Origin of the sequence: Methylobacterium sp. GXF4, assembly GCF_000272495.1 — a bacterium.
In the GTDB taxonomy this organism is placed as follows: Bacteria; Pseudomonadota; Alphaproteobacteria; order Rhizobiales; family Beijerinckiaceae; genus Methylobacterium; species Methylobacterium brachiatum.
This window is the reverse complement of record NZ_AKFK01000052.1, coordinates 98,413-112,503: the sequence shown is the minus strand read 5'-3', so window position 1 is coordinate 112,503 and position 14,091 is coordinate 98,413. Positions and strand designations below refer to the sequence as shown.

The window sequence follows — 14,091 nt, the reverse complement described above, 5'->3', positions numbered from 1 at the left end:
GAGCCCTCCAGGGATCGCGCGGCAGGCTGGAAGGCTCCTTCGAGGCCTCCGCTGCGCTCCGGCACCTCAGGATGAGGGGGGAGAGTAGGAGGAAACACGTCTGAGCGAACCCGCTTAGCGACGTCTGCCAAGCCCGAGCGCGGCCACCAGGGCCGGATCGATGGCGTGGCCATCGTCCATCAGGCCGAGCCCGTCGAACAGGTTCCAGAACGACCAGGCGAAGCCCGCCCGCTCGGCCGCGCGCCGCACATCGCCGAGATAGGCCGCGCGATCCGCGGGCCTGGATGCCGTGTACCGGGAATCGGTGCGCAGCGCCCCGAACTCCCCCATCAGCACATGCCGGGCCGGAATCCCGTAGAGGTCGGCCCAGGTCGAGACCGGAGCCATCGCCTGCGCCAGATAGGCCGGGCCCGGATCGGCCGCGCCGTATTCGCGCAGCTTCGCCTCGATCACCGCGAAATCCCGGGCCTTCTCGGCCTGCGAGACGGCACGGTCTGCCGCCATGCGGGCCCGGATTGCTGCCAGCGTCTCGGGCAATCGTGCCGCCGCGCCCGGCCAGGGCACGGCATTCAGCCAACGGTAGAACGGCTCCTCGGTGAGCCAGGTCGCACCCTGGTGGGAGAACAGATACGGCTCGTAGAAGTGGAAGGTGTAGAGCAGCGGCGCGAACCGCGTGAAGCTTGCCGGGTCGAGGGCCGTCAGCCCGGAGACGAGGCTGCCGCAGGCGCCGGTCGCCACCAGGGTCAGGTCCGGCGCGGCGTCGCGCGCGGCGGTGAGGAGCCCGGCCTGAACCCGGTTCCAGGCGCCCGCTCCGCAGGCCTGCGGCGGCTCGTTCACCGGCTCCAGCGCCACCCGGTCGGGGCCCTTCCGGGCGCAGAGCCGGGCCAGTTCGGCGATCAGGCCGCGATAGGCCGGATAGAGCGGCGCTTGCTCGGAGCCGTAGAAGGCGCCCGGCGTGGAATGGTGGGTGGCGGCGTTCGCCTGGACGTTGAGCAGGACGCGCATCCCGGTCGCCAGCACCGCGTCGATCGCATCCGACAGGGTGCCGAGAAGCTCGGCCCGTCGCGCGCCGGTGAACGCCACGAACGGCCCCGGATCGAGCGGAAGCCGGGCGAAGTCGAAGCCGAGCTCTGCCAGCCGGCGCAGGTCGTCCCGGCTCGGCACGGGGCGGTCGGCCTGGAACGGCGGCCAGGCATAATCGGTCCGCGGCGCCGGAAACTCGGTGGTGAGCGAGAACCACGGCCATAGGGCGATGCCGCGGCGGAGCTGAAGCGGCTCCGGGGCGGCCACGACCGGGAGCGCGCCCGTGCCGGCGACGGCGAGCCCACCGGCCAGCACGGACCGCCGGCTCGCCCTCATCCCTCCGTCCCGGCCGTGGCGCGCTGCGGGCTTGCATGGGCCCTGAGACGGGGATCCGGGGTCGGCAGCCGCGGGTAGCCGCCGACCCGGCGCAGCTCGTCCTCATAGGCGGCCAGGACGTCGTCCCAGCGGAACCGTTCGGCCTGGGCACGCGCCGCGGCCCGGGCGGCCGCGACCGCACCCTCGTCGGTGAGGACCCGCTCGATGGCGGCGGCGCAGCTGTCGCCGTCGGTGAAGTAGAACTGGCCTTCGCCCGCGGTGCCGCGGTTGAACGGGTTGTCGTGCGCGATCACCGCGTTGCCGGCCCACAGGGCTTCCACCAGCGACGGGTTGGTGCCTCCGACCGTGTGGCCGTGGAGATAGGCGCGCGCGTGGACGCGCAGGCTCTGGACCATCTCCGGCTCGTAGATCGCCCCCGGCATCAGCACCTCGAGCCCGGCGGCGTCCTCGACGGCGCGGTGATAGGCGTTGCCGACCTTCAGGGTGCCGAGCACCACCAGCCGCATGCCCCTGGGCTTGCGGGAGAACGCCTCGACCAGGGTCAGGATGTTGTTGTCGGGTTCGATGCGGGCGATCGACACCAGGTAGCGCCCCGGCTCGAGCCCCAGGGGCGGTGGCCGCAGATTCGCCGGCGGCGGATCGCCCCCGTAGGGAATCGTCGCGATGGCGCGACGCGGGCGGCGGCGGGCCAGATGGTCGGCGATGGCCGGATGGTCGGCCACGAGCCGCTGCGACGACCAGGCCGCGATCCATTCGCTCCCGTAGAAGAACGCCCGCACCGGCAGCGGCCATTTCGGCCGGCGCCACTCGATTCCATCCATGTTGGTCAGGATCCGGCCGCCGCGCGCCCGCAGGTAGGGCAGGAACGCCGCGCCGTTATAGCCGAGGACGAGGCAGACGCCGCCTCGCGTCGCCGCGTCCTTCACGCAGAACGCATCGAAGGCCAGCGTCGCGGCCGGACCGCGCAGGGCCACCTCCACGGTGATCAGCGTGATGCCGTTCCAGGTCCGGGTCGAGACCCGGTCCCGCACCCGCTCGACCTCCGCCTGACAATAGACGCCGACCCGCCAGCCGCGACTGGCGAGATGCAGCGCAAGCCGTTCCGCGAAAGTCTCGAAGCCGCCATGGGCGGCCGGAATCCCGCGCGTCCCAAGAATAAGTAGTGTGGGCGCATCGACGGGCACGGCTCTTCCTTTCCTGTTATCGGTTCATATTGTACAGCGGCAGGAATAACGGTCGCCTAAATAGGCGATACAACCCTCGGTTGTTATAGATCGATAAGTTTTCATCTTATGGTAGATAGTTCGATACTGGCTTCATCTTCTAGCCCAGTTGGCGGCGGCGTGGCACCGCGTCCCTCGGCTTTGCGGCCGGATGCGCCCCCCGCCCTGCGGCGCGACACCGCCACCGATTCGGGAGCGACCGGGACGACCGGCACGTTCGCGTTCGGGCGCCAAGCGGGAAGCGCGCCGGTCACGCGCATCACCTGCGTGCATCAGGGCTTCGAGCTCTACGGATCGGATCGCTGCTTCATCGAGACGGTGCGGACCATCCGGGCCGCCCATCCCACCGCGCGGATCGAAATCGTCCTGCCCCGGCGCGGCCCGATCGTGGCGGCGCTCGAGCCCTATGCCGACGCGATCGTGATCGAGCCGCTGTGGATCCTGCGGCGCAAGAACCTCGCCCGCCTCGCCACGTTGGGAATGATGGCCCTGCCCTTCGCGGTGGCCCGGGCGCTCCGGCGGATCCGCGACAGCGATCTCGTCTACATCAACACCACGGTTGTGGCCGATTACCTGCTCGCCGCCCGCCTGCTGCCGGGGCGCAGCATCGTGCACGTGCACGAGATCCCGGAAGGCGCCGTGCTGAAGGTCCTGCGCGGGCTGATCCGCTGGAGCGGCGCCAACGTCGTGTTCAATTCGCGCGCCACCGAGCGCGCCTACGCCCTGCCCGCGGAGGCCACGGCGCGCGTGGTCTATAACGGCATCGCCGGACCGGCGGAGCCGAACGGGCGGGATTACGACGGCACGCGGCCCCTGCGGGTGCTGATGCTCGGCCGAATCAGCCGGATCAAGGGCCAGGACGTGCTGGTCGAGGCGCTGGCGTCCCTGCCGGCGGCCATCCGCAGCCGGATCGAGTTGAAGATCGTCGGCAGCGCCTTCGAGGACGCCGCGCGCGAGGAAGCGCTGGCCGCGCGGATCGCCGAGACCGGCCTGTCGCAGCAGGTTACCCTCCAGCCCTTCGTGGACGATCCGTCCGCGCTCTACCGCTGGGCCGACGTGGTGACGATGCCCTCGCAGCGTCCGGAATCGCTCGGCCGGGTGGCGATCGAGGCGATGTCCTACGGCGTGCCGCCGCTGGTCACGGATATCGGCGGCCTTCCCGAGGTGGTGGCCGACGGCAAGACCGGCTGGATCGTGCCGCCCGGCGGCCCGGAGCCGATCGCCACGGTGCTCGCCCGAATCGCCACCGACCCGGCCGGCTGGCGCGGCTTCGGCCGGGCGGCCCGGGAACGCTACGAGGCCCTGTTCTCGGAGGCCTCGGCCGCCGAGGGGATCGACGCCATGGTGCGCGCGACCCTGCGGCGCGCCCGGAGCCCCGAGACGGCGGTGGCCGCAGAACGGACCGCGCGCCCGGCGGCCTGACCAACATGTCTTCGGTCCGCGCCTATACAGGACGGAGACCGGCCTTTGTCCGCGCTCGATCTTCGGTGGACAATCACCGGCACTGTCAAATTCGGTAAGCACCGCGCGACGATAATAGCCGCCGCGCAGGTCGCCGACGATGCCGAGACGCGCGCAGCGCCGCGCCGGCGCGTTGAGCGTCTCAAGCGAATCCGGCGGTTTCCGTCGGCGTGCAAGCCGGGCTGGCGGAGGGAAACGACTCGTCATGGATGTCGTTCAGTTCATCACGCGGATCATCGACAGGGTCTCGGCCGAGAACCTGGTCGCCGCCGGCCTGCTGTTCGCGACGGCGTTCGGCTGCGCGCTGATCGCGTATCTGCGCACCGCGGAACGCTACTCGTTTGCCGAGTTCTTCGAATTCGCGCTGCCGCACGAGGTGATGACCCACCCCTCCGCCCGGGCGGATTTGCTGTTCTACGTCACCCGCAAGGCGATCATGCCGTTCCTGCTGATCCCGGCGGGCGTGACCTTCGTGGTGGCGGTCGGCTACGCGACCAACCGGGTGCTGGGCACCCTGTTCGGCATCGACCAGCCGATCTTCGGCGAGCCCGGGCCGGTGACCGTGGTGCTGTTCACCCTCACCATGCTGCTCGCCTACGACCTGTCCTATTACCTTTACCACACGGCCCAGCACCGCTACCCGTTCCTCTGGGAGCTCCATAAGGTCCACCACTCGGCCGAGGTGATGGTGGGCATCACCAAGGACCGGGTCCACCCCCTCGACGAGCTGATGAACCGGGCCTGGGACGGGGTGATCCCCGGGATCTGCTTCGGGATCTGGAGCCTGCTGGCCCTGAACCCGGTCGAGCTGACGGTGTTCGGGATCAACGTCTACATCATGCGCAACATCCTGATGATGGACTTCGTGCGCCACACCCATTTCAAGATCTCGTTCGGCCGGCTCAACGCGGTGATCCTCTGCCCGCACTGGCACCAGCTCCACCACTCGACGGCGCCGCAGCATTACGACAAGAATTTCGGGCTGCTGTTCTCGTTCTGGGACCGCCTGTTCGGCACCCTCCACGTCCCGGAGCCGAACGAGGATTTCACCTTCGGCTTGGTCGATCGCGATGTCGCCGATTATCAATCCCTCTCGGGTCTCTACGTGCTTCCTCTCAAGAAGATGGGCCGGCGGATCGCCCGGCAGGTCCGCCGCCTGCGCGGGATCCCCGCCCAGCCTCGCTCCGGCGCCTGACCATGTCCCCTGAACGTTTCGAGATCGTCCGCACCGCGGAGCGGCTGGCCGCCGTCGGGCCGGCCTGGACCGCGCTGTGGCGCCGCAGCGGCGCCCTGGTGTTCCAGAGCCATCCCTGGATCTCGGCCTGGTGGGCCAGCGCCCCCGACCGCGAACGGCGGGCGCTGGCGATCGTGCTCGCCTGGCGCGGCGACACCCTGGTCGGCGTGCTGCCCCTGGCCACCGTGCGGCGGAAGGGCTTCCGCGTGCTCGAATGGGCCGCCAAGGATTGCTCCGATTTCGGCGACGCTTTGCTGGCGGACCGCACGAATGCCGGGCTCGTCCGGCGGATGTGGCAGCAGGCCAGCCGGGCCGGCGGCTTCGACCTCGCCTATCTCAACCGGCTCCTGCCCGACGCCGCCGCGCGGGCGCTGCTCACCCCAATCTCGGGCAGCACGAGGCTGCGCCTCAACCACCGCGACGAGGCGAACTGGCGGGTGCGGGGCCCCTGGCCGACCGGGCAGGCCTGGTTCGACGCGCAATCGAAGAAGACCCGCCAGAATTACCGGCGGGGCCAGAAATCCCTGGGCGAGCACGGCCCGCTGACCTTCCGGCTGCTCGGCCCGGAGGAACCGCTCGGGCCTGTTCTGGACAAGCTCACCCAGTTCAAGCGCGCGTGGCTCGCGACCCACAACCTGCCCTCGACGGCTTTCTACGACGAGGGCTCGCAGGCGCTGCCCGCGATGGTGGAGGTGCTGGCCGGGACCGGACTCCTGCACGCCTTCGTGCTCGAATGCGCCGGCGCGCTGGTGGCCGTCTCGATCAACTTCGTCCAGGCCGGCACGATGATGGCCTTCGTCACCACCTACGACCCCGCCTTCGAGCGCGGATCGCCCGGCATGGTGCTGATGATGGACTACATCATGTGGTCGATCGACCAGGGCTTGCACACGGTCGACTTCCTGTGCGGCGACGAGGGCTTCAAGGGCCGCTTCGGCACCGAGAGCCTGACCCTCGCCTCGATGATGGGCGGTCGCACCCCGCAGGGGGCGGCGGCGCATCTGGTGGACCGCACCGGGCACGTCCTGAAGCAGCGCTTCGGCAAGGCGGACGACGCGGCGACGCACGCGGCCGAAGCGGCGGCGTGACTGGCAGACCCGTGCTGGTTGAGAGGAAAGGGTCCCGTCGGGGCGCTGAGCATCCCGACGATTCCAGGCGGCCGCGCTAGGGCGATCCCGTCGCCGAAACGCCCGCGCCGCGCCCGCCCCGCGACGACGCCCGAAACGCCCCCACCGACCAGATCAGCGTCGCGATCTCGGAGGCGAGAAGCCCGAGAAGGGCCGTGTCCGGCGGCATCAGCAGCAGGAGCGGCACCATGAGGGCGAAGCCCAACGCGGCGCTCGCCACGGCCCCGGCCGTGATCGTCCGGAACGCCGCGGAGGCTTCGAGATAGGCGCGCGGGATGGCGTAGAGCAGCGACGTCGTCACGACGGCCCAGACGCCGAGCCCGATCCAACCCATGGGCTCGGCGGCGAACCGCCCCTTGAACAGGACCTGCTCGATCAGCGGCAGGGTCGCGGCCATGACCAACCCGTAGACCAGGCAGGCACAGCCGATCAGCAGGACGTGGCGCATCACGAGCCGGCGGGCGGCCTGGACCTGCCCGGCGGCCAGCAGGCCGCTGATCTCCGGCAGGACCATGTTCATCAAGGCGCTCGTGGGGATGCGCAACGGCGCGTAGAGCACCAGCGTCGCGGCGATCGGCGCGTAGGCGGCCGGCCCGGCCAGCAGGGCGAACAGGAGCGTCAGGCCCTGGCCCTGCACGGTGAGGCTGGTGACGCCGGCGAGCGACCAGGCCAGGGTCCGCCAGATCGCCCGGTAGCGCGCCCGCGCCCGGGCGTGGAGCGAGATCCGCAAGCGTTGCCGCAGGGCCCCGTAGGCCACCGCGATGGCGATGGCATGGGCCAGCGCGATCGCGAGGAACGCCCGGTCGAGCAGGGCCGCGCCCTCCCCGCTCACCCCGCGCCACACGAAGGCGGCACCGCAGACGGCGTAGACGAGATCGCTCAGACCCGCGATCCGCGGCCGCCCGCGCGCCAGCAGCACGATCCGGAGGTAGCTGCGGAAGCCGTACAGGCCCACGAACGCCCCGGCCGCCAGGGCGCCGAGGCCGATCACCGGGATCAGCGCCACGGAGGTGGCGAGCGCCATCAGCACGGAGACCAGGGCTGCGCCGGAGCCGAACATCACGTCGTAGCCTAGCGCCGCCGGGCGGCCGAGGCTGCGGGCGAGGTGGAGCGTCGCCGGCACCGCGACCAGGGCGCGGATATAGGTGATGCCGACCGCGCCGACCGTGAACACGATCGCGAACAGCCCGTAATCGTGCGCCCCGAGTTCGCGCACCAGCAGGATGTTCAGCGCGAAGTGGAACAGGCTCTGGATCAGCTCGCCGGAGAGGATCACGGCGAACCGTCCGGAAAGGCCGGCGCGCGCCGTCGCGATCAGGTTCAGGCGGCGGGCCGGCATGGAAAGGGTCTCACCGGGTCGCGGCATCGGTCTCGGCATGATGGTGTGGGGCGGCCTTCTTCCGGTGACGACGGCCGCGCTTCGATCCGGTCATCTAGGGGCGGTGTCCGGGACGGCATCCGCATTCGCCCGGGCATGGCCCGGAAACTCTCAACCCTGCGCGTCCGTTCGGTCTCCGGCGCCGCGGCCGAGCACGCGTGCGAGTGCGCCGACGCAGCGGGCGACATCCTCCGCATCGGCCCAGACATGCGGGCTCAGGCGCAGTGCCCCCGACCGCTCGCTCACGAAAACGTTTGCCTCCTGCAGACGATCCACCAGATTTCCGGGCAGGCCCCCGGGCAGCCGTGCCCCGAGGATATGACCCGCGCGCAGGGGCTCCGGCGCGACGGCCAGGCCCAGCCCCGCGACGCCTTTGGCCAGGCGGTCGGTGAGGTCGCGCAGCCTGGCCGCGACGGCCGAAACGCCCCACCCGGCGATCAGGTCCAGGCCCGCCGCCGCCATGGAGAGCGCCACGGGATCGTTCAGTTCGCCGCGATCGTAGCGTCGGGCTCCGGCCACCGGCGACCGGTTCCCGGTATGCTCCTCGATCGGCACCCCGTCCTGCCGGCCGGGCGCGGCGTACAGGAAGGCGACGCCGTAGGGGCCGAGCGCCCATTTGTAGGTCGGAAAGGCCAGGAAGTCGGGCCGCCAGCGGGCGACGTCCACCGGCATCGCCCCGACGGCCTGGGTGGCGTCGATCACCAGGGCGGCGCCGGTGTCGCGCACCGCCGGAGCGAGCCGGTCGAGATCGATCAGGCCGCCATCGGTCCAGTGCAGGGGCGTCAGGGTGGCGACGGCGAGGGGCTTCGCCGCCGGGCGCCGGATGGCCGCCAGCAGAGCCGCCGTCCAGTCGCCGTCCGCCGGCCGGGCGACCTCCTCCACGACGAGATCATGGGCTTCCGCCAGCCGGTCGAAGGCGTAGCGCAGGGACGGGAACTCATCGGCCACCCGCAGCAGCCGGCCGCCCGGCGCGGGGGCGAGGTTGCGCGCGGCAATCGCCATGGCGTGGCTCACGGACCCGACGATCGCGACGTCGTCGATGCCCGCACCGATTAGCCGCGCCGCCCCCGTGCGGGTCCGCTCGGCGAGAGCCGGGATCGCCGTCCGGGGAAAGGTCCAGGGCTGGCTCTTCACCAGGATCCCGGCCTCCCCCGCCGCCCGCACGGCCCGCGGCAGCGGCGACCACGCCGCCGCATCCAGGTAGGCGACATCCGCGGGCACCTCGAACAGGTGGCGCTGGCTGGGAATCGGTTCGACGCGCGGCATGATGGCCGGGACCGTAGGAGATCGCGCGGGAAGCCGCCATGGTCCGGACTTGATCGCTCAGCCCCGATGCCGCAAGCCGGCAGGCCACAGCCCCGCGAGGCAACCGTGCCGACCCGCTCCCTGCCCAAGACCGATATCGCGTCACGATGGGACGCCTGAGCCGCGACTGCTTCGATGCCGGGCCCGCGCCGATGCGGGTCGCCGAGGCGGTGGCGCTGCTGCGCGCGCGGCTGCCGATCCTGTCGGGGATCGAGTCGGTCTCCGTCGAGCGCGCCGACGGGCGTGTTCTGGCGGAGGATCTGATCGCCCCGATCGATCTCCCCCCGTTCGATAATGCCGCGGTCGACGGCTACGCGGTGCGGGCCGGCGACCTTGCGCCGGCGGGCGAGACCCGGCTGCCGCTCGGCGGCCGCGTCCCGGCCGGCCACGCGCCGGCCGATCCCGGGCCGGGCTTCGCGGTGCGGATCTTCACCGGGGCGCCGATGCCGCCGGGCACCGATACGGTGGCGATGCAGGAGGATGTCCGGCTCGACGGCGACGCCGTGATCCTGCCGGCCGGCCTCGCCCCGGGCTCCAATCGCCGCCGGGCCGGGGAGGATGTGGCCCGCGCCAGCCGCGCGATCCCGGCCGGGACGCGGCTGGGGCCGCGCCACCTCGCGCTCGCTGCGGCCCTCGGCCTGCCCGCGCTGCGCCTGCGGGTGCCGCTTAAGGTGGCGCTGTTCTCCACGGGCGACGAGCTGACCCCGCCCGGCCACGCGCTGCCGCCCGCCGGCATCCACGACGCTAACCGGCCGATGCTCGCCGCCCTGCTGCGGCGGCTCGGCGCCGAACCCGTCGATCTCGGCATCCTGCGCGACGCGCCCGGCCCCCTGCGCCAGCGCCTCGCAGCGGCCGCCGCCGCGCACGACCTGATCCTCACCTCCGGCGGCGTCTCGGTGGGCGAGGAGGATCACGTCCGCGCAGCCGTCGAGGCCTCGGGCGGCCTGACCTTCTGGCGGCTGGCGATCAAGCCCGGCCGTCCCGTGGCCCTGGGCCAGGTGGCGGGAACCCCCTTCGCCGGACTCCCGGGAAACCCGGCCGCCGCCTACGTCACCGCCCTCGCCGTGCTCCGCCCCCTGGTCCTGCATCTCTCGGGCGCGCACGACGCGGCGCCGACGCTGACCGTCCGCAGCGGTTTCGACCGGGAGAAGCGGCCGGGCCGGCGGGAATACCTGCGCGTCTGCCTTCGCGCCGGAGCGGACGGCGTGCCCGAGGCGGTGCCGGCGCCCGGCGGCGCCCTGTCCGGCCTGGCGGCCAGCGACGGGCTGGTGGAGCTGGCCGAGGATCTGAGCGCCGTGCGAGTCGGCGATGCCCTGCCGTATCGACTGCATGGCGATTGGGGGATGTGACGGCGGGATTGGCGCCCCCGCCATCGACATGACGCCACGAACGTATATACTTTAGGGTATATACACGGAGGCCCGCATGACGAGGACCCGCGTCTTCCAATCGGGGAACAGCCAGGCCGTCCGGTTACCAGCCGGGTTTCGCCTCCGGGGTCCCGAAGTCGAGATCCTGAAACGGGGCGATGAAATCGTGCTGCGGGAGATTCGGCCGCACGATCTCTCTGCTGCCTTCCTCCTTCTGACTGAGCTTCCGATCGATGAGGTCGTCCGTGAGGACACGCCGCCTCAGGAGCGCGAAGGCCTATGAAGCCGCGCTACATGCTGGATACCAACATCTGCATCTACATCCGCCGCGCCCGGCCTCCTCAGGTGCTCGAACGGTTCCGCGACCTGACGCCGGGCGACGTGGTCATGTCGCCGATCACACAAGGCGAACTGCTGTTCGGCCTGGAGAAAATCCGGACGACGACCGGCTTCGACGCGGCGCTGCGTGGTTTCACAAAACTGGTCGAATTGATCCCGGTCGTGGCCTTGGGCGAGACCGTTTCCGCGCATTACGCGGGGTTTCGCGCCAAGCTGCAGACGACCGGGTTGATCATCGGGAACAACGACCTTTGGATCGCTGCGCACGCGAAAGCGCTCGATGTCACTCTCGTCACGAACAACACCCGGGAGTTCGATCGGCTCAAGCCCGCCCTTTCGGTCGAAAACTGGGCCGACGAGGCGGCCGGATTTGCCCCGTAGGCGCGCGCCCGCGATCGAGCTTCCATGACCTTTCGGCGGTGAATTGGACCAGACATCCTGCGGGACACCGCGCCCGTGAGCCTGTAGAGCGTCAGGCCCGATCACGCCGCCCTGTTCGAGACACCGTGTCCCTGCTCGCCGACCGCGCCCCCGCTAAAGTCAACCTGACGCTCCACGTCCTCGGGCGGCGCGCCGGCGACGGCTATCACGAGCTGGAGAGCCTGGTGGCCTTCGCGGGCAGTGCCGACCGCCTGACCCTCGACCCCGACGCACCGCTCGGCCTCACCGTCAGCGGCCCGACCGCCGGCCCCGCCGGCCCGACGCAGGACAACCTCGTCCTGCGCGCCGCCCGCGGGCTCGCCGCGAAGGTGCCGTCGCTGCGGATAGGAGCGTTCCATCTGGTCAAGCGCCTGCCGGTCGCGGCCGGGATCGGCGGGGGCTCCTCCGATGCCGCCGCCGGCCTGCGGCTGCTCGCCTACCTCAACGGCCTGGCGCTCGACCACCCGGCCGTCATCGCGGCCGCGCGCGAGACCGGGGCCGACGTCCCGGTCTGCCTCGACCCGCGGGCGCGGATGATGCGCGGCGCCGGTGAAGCGATCGGCCCGGCCCTCGGTCTCGCGCCGCTGCCGGCGGTGCTGATCAATCCGGGCGTGCCGGTGCCGACCGCCCCGGTCTTCAAGGCTCTGGGCCTCGCGGTCGGGCAGGGGCTCGACGGCGCACCGCATCCCGCGATCGCCGAAGGGCTCGGCGCCGACGCCCTCGTGGCGGCGCTCGCCCCGGCCCGGAACGATCTGGAGGTGCCGGCGCTCACGGTCGCCCCGGTGATCGGCGAGGCCCTGGCGGCCCTGCGCGACCAGGGCGGATGCCGCCTGGCGCGGATGTCGGGCTCGGGCGCGACGGTGTTCGCGCTGTTCACCGACCGGCGCGCCGCCATGCGGGCGGCGGCCACTCTGCGGGCCGCCCGTCCGGGCTGGTGGGTGGCGCCGACCTTCCTGCGCTGAGCGACCGACGGCTCCCGTCAGCCCCCGGCCGTACCGGCGCGCACCCGGCCGCGGCGGAAATACGCCCGGCGCTCGGCCTCGGCCCGGACCGTCGTGGCGCGCACCTGCAAGAGGTCCTTGCGGGTGAGAAGCCCGACCAGCGCGCCGCTCTCCGGATCGGTCACGGGCAGGCGCCCCTGCCCGGCCGAGAGCATCACGTCGAGGGCGTGCGAGACCACGTCGCCCGGATGGACGACCGCAAGGTCGGCATCCGAGACGCGCTCGGCGAGGGTGCCGTCAGGCCCGCCGCCCTCCCCCGTCTCGACCGTCCAGCGCAGGGCGTCGTTGCGCGTGACCAGCCCCACCGGCCGCCCGGCGCTGTCGACCACCGGATAGGCGTGATGCTCGCCGACACGGATCGCCGCCAGGGCCTCGGCGAGCGCGAGTTCTCCGTCGAGGGTCTCGACCGCGCGGGTCATCACCGCCTCGACCCGGGCGAGATCGTAGGGATCGATGCCGTATTCCCGGGTCACGTGCTGGCCCCGCCGGGCGATCTTCTCGGTGAGGATCGAGCGCTTGAGCAGCAGCACGGTCACCGCATAGGCCGCCATCGTGGCGGCGAGCAGCGGCGCCAGGGCGGCGACGTCCCCGGTCACCTCGACGGCGAACACCACCCCGGTGAGCGGCGCCGGCAGGGTTCCGCCGAGCATCGCCGCCATGCCGAGCAGCGCCCAGAACCCGTGCGCCCCCGGCAGAACGAGCCCGATCAGCCAGCCGATGGCGCCGCCCAGGATCAGCAGCGGCGCCAGCACGCCACCGGATGTGCCCGACGACAGGGCCGCGAGCCAGATCACCGCCTTCACCACCAGGATCGTCAGCACGGCCCCGGCCAGCAGATGCCCGGCGAGGAGGTCGCGGATCACGTCGTAGCCGACGCCGAGCGCCCGGGGCTCCACGAGGCCGCCGAGCCCGACCACGAGGGCGCCGAGGGCCGGCCACCACATCCAGTGGATCGGCAGCCGGCCGAACCCGTCCTCCAGCGCGTAGAGCGCCCGGGTCAGCACGCCCGAGATCAGTCCGCAGGCGACGCCGAGCAGGGCGCAGGCGGGCAGGCCCCACCACGGCAGGGCCGGGTTGTCGGTGAAGGGGAAGAGCGGGCCGGCCTCGAACAGGGCGGGGCGCCAGCAGGCCGCCGTCACCGCCCCGACCGTCACCGGCACGAGGCTGCGCGGCCGCCATTCGAAAAGCAGCACCTCGACGGCCAGCAGCACGGCCGCCACCGGCGTCCCGAAGATCGCCGTCATGCCGGCGGCGGCGCCCGAAACCAGCAGCGTCTTCCGCTCGCCCGCGCTGAGATGGAAGAACTGCGCGAACAGCGAGCCCACCGCGCCGCCCGTGACGATGATCGGTCCCTCGGCGCCGAACGGGCCGCCGGTACCGATCGCCACCGCCGAGGAGAGCGGCTTGAGCACGGCTACCTTGGGCGACATCCGGCTGCCGCCGATCAGGATCGCCTCCATGGCCTCCGGGATGCCGTGGCCGCGGATCTTCTCCGAGCCGTAGCGCGCCATGACGCCGACGATCAGCGCGCCGATCACCGGGATCGCGATCATCTACGGCCCGGGCGTGGCGCCGGCCAGGGAGGTGAGTGCGGTGTCGAGCCGGCCGTACCAGACGGCGTTGGTCACGAGACCGATCAGGGTCAGCAGGATCCAGGCCGTGCCGGAGGCCGCCGTGCCGGTGATCACCGCCAGCCCGGCCAATGCGAGCACGCGGCGATCCGCGCTGAAATCGCCGAGCGCCCGCCGCAAGGGCCTTTCGTTCGACCGCTCGATCCCAGGTTCGCCGTCCATCCGATCCTCCATCCGCCCGCGGCTAATTACATCGTGATACGATATATTCAATGACCGCGGGTCTGCGTGACGGTGCGACGG

11 protein-coding genes and 1 pseudogene are annotated in these 14,091 nt (G+C 71.7%); 7 read left to right on the top strand and 5 right to left on the bottom strand.

Annotated elements, in window-relative coordinates:
* Positions 1-114: 114 nt before the first annotated feature.
* Both WYO_RS10230 and WYO_RS10225 read right to left on the bottom strand, forming a co-directional pair.
* Positions 115-1,359, bottom strand: coding sequence for a cellulase family glycosylhydrolase (locus WYO_RS10230; RefSeq protein WP_007561972.1), 1,245 nt, complete (start codon positions 1,357-1,359; stop codon positions 115-117).
* On the bottom strand, positions 1,356-2,543 hold the full coding sequence (locus WYO_RS10225; RefSeq protein ID WP_007561971.1) for a DUF1972 domain-containing protein: 1,188 nt from the start codon (positions 2,541-2,543) through the stop codon (positions 1,356-1,358). Before WYO_RS10225 ends, WYO_RS10230 begins: the two co-directional genes overlap by 4 nt.
* Before the next feature lie 297 nt (positions 2,544-2,840).
* Here WYO_RS10225 and WYO_RS10220 point away from each other — a divergent pair, with 297 nt between their 5' ends.
* The 3 genes from WYO_RS10220 (at position 2,841) to WYO_RS10210 (ending at position 6,365) form a co-directional block, all read left to right on the top strand.
* Positions 2,841-4,004 (top strand): glycosyltransferase family 4 protein, encoded by a 1,164-nt coding sequence (locus tag WYO_RS10220; protein ID WP_039902677.1) that lies wholly within the window; start codon positions 2,841-2,843, stop codon positions 4,002-4,004.
* A 244-nt stretch (positions 4,005-4,248) separates the two neighbouring features.
* The gene (locus tag WYO_RS10215) at positions 4,249-5,238 is read left to right on the top strand and encodes a sterol desaturase family protein (RefSeq protein ID WP_007561969.1); all 990 of its coding nucleotides are present in this window, start codon (positions 4,249-4,251) and stop codon (positions 5,236-5,238) included.
* Positions 5,239-5,240: 2 nt separating this feature from the next.
* On the top strand, positions 5,241-6,365 hold the full coding sequence (locus WYO_RS10210) for a GNAT family N-acetyltransferase (protein ID WP_007561968.1): 1,125 nt from the start codon (positions 5,241-5,243) through the stop codon (positions 6,363-6,365).
* 76 nt (positions 6,366-6,441) lie between these two features.
* Here WYO_RS10210 and WYO_RS10205 read toward each other — a convergent pair whose 3' ends face one another.
* Both WYO_RS10205 and WYO_RS10200 read right to left on the bottom strand, forming a co-directional pair.
* Positions 6,442-7,743, bottom strand: coding sequence for a hypothetical protein (locus tag WYO_RS10205; RefSeq protein ID WP_007561967.1), 1,302 nt, complete (start codon positions 7,741-7,743; stop codon positions 6,442-6,444).
* Positions 7,744-7,893: 150 nt separating this feature from the next.
* Positions 7,894-9,048, bottom strand: a complete 1,155-nt coding sequence (locus WYO_RS10200; RefSeq protein WP_007561966.1) for an aminotransferase class V-fold PLP-dependent enzyme — start codon at positions 9,046-9,048, stop codon at positions 7,894-7,896.
* Positions 9,049-9,194: 146 nt separating this feature from the next.
* On the opposite strand from WYO_RS10200, the gene glp reads away from it, so the two are divergent.
* The 4 genes from glp (at position 9,195) to WYO_RS10180 (ending at position 12,178) form a co-directional block, all read left to right on the top strand.
* Positions 9,195-10,436 (top strand): gephyrin-like molybdotransferase Glp, encoded by a 1,242-nt coding sequence (glp, locus tag WYO_RS10195; protein WP_007561965.1) that lies wholly within the window; start codon positions 9,195-9,197, stop codon positions 10,434-10,436.
* Positions 10,437-10,512: 76 nt separating this feature from the next.
* Positions 10,513-10,740: an AbrB/MazE/SpoVT family DNA-binding domain-containing protein gene (locus tag WYO_RS10190; protein ID WP_007561964.1), complete on the top strand. Its 228-nt coding sequence runs from the start codon at positions 10,513-10,515 to the stop codon at positions 10,738-10,740.
* Entirely contained in the window at positions 10,737-11,177 is a 441-nt protein-coding gene (locus tag WYO_RS10185) for a type II toxin-antitoxin system VapC family toxin (RefSeq protein WP_007561963.1), read from the top strand. Before WYO_RS10190 ends, WYO_RS10185 begins: the two co-directional genes overlap by 4 nt.
* A gap of 125 nt (positions 11,178-11,302) precedes the next feature.
* Positions 11,303-12,178 carry a 4-(cytidine 5'-diphospho)-2-C-methyl-D-erythritol kinase gene (locus tag WYO_RS10180; RefSeq protein WP_007561961.1) on the top strand — a complete coding sequence of 292 codons (876 nt, stop codon included), beginning with the start codon at positions 11,303-11,305 and terminating at the stop codon, positions 12,176-12,178.
* A 17-nt stretch (positions 12,179-12,195) separates the two neighbouring features.
* Here the strand turns inward: WYO_RS10180 and WYO_RS28980 are convergent.
* Positions 12,196-14,010: pseudogene (locus tag WYO_RS28980) on the bottom strand (chloride channel protein).
* Positions 14,011-14,091 lie beyond the last annotated feature (81 nt).

What these genes read in the sequence shown, in the direction of transcription:
- WYO_RS10215 (WP_007561969.1), top strand. Translation starts at nt 4,249, where the DNA reads ATGGATGTCGTTCAGTTCATCACGCGGATCATCGACAGGGTCTCGGCC.
- WYO_RS10200 (WP_007561966.1), bottom strand. Translation starts at nt 9,048, where the DNA reads ATGCCGCGCGTCGAACCGATTCCCAGCCAGCGCCACCTGTTCGAGGTG.
- WYO_RS10205 (WP_007561967.1), bottom strand. Translation starts at nt 7,743, where the DNA reads ATGCCGGCCCGCCGCCTGAACCTGATCGCGACGGCGCGCGCCGGCCTT.
- WYO_RS10190 (WP_007561964.1), top strand. Translation starts at nt 10,513, where the DNA reads ATGACGAGGACCCGCGTCTTCCAATCGGGGAACAGCCAGGCCGTCCGG.
- WYO_RS10230 (WP_007561972.1), bottom strand. Translation starts at nt 1,359, where the DNA reads ATGAGGGCGAGCCGGCGGTCCGTGCTGGCCGGTGGGCTCGCCGTCGCC.
- glp (WP_007561965.1), top strand. Translation starts at nt 9,195, where the DNA reads ATGGGACGCCTGAGCCGCGACTGCTTCGATGCCGGGCCCGCGCCGATG.
- WYO_RS10210 (WP_007561968.1), top strand. Translation starts at nt 5,241, where the DNA reads ATGTCCCCTGAACGTTTCGAGATCGTCCGCACCGCGGAGCGGCTGGCC.
- WYO_RS10185 (WP_007561963.1), top strand. Translation starts at nt 10,737, where the DNA reads ATGAAGCCGCGCTACATGCTGGATACCAACATCTGCATCTACATCCGC.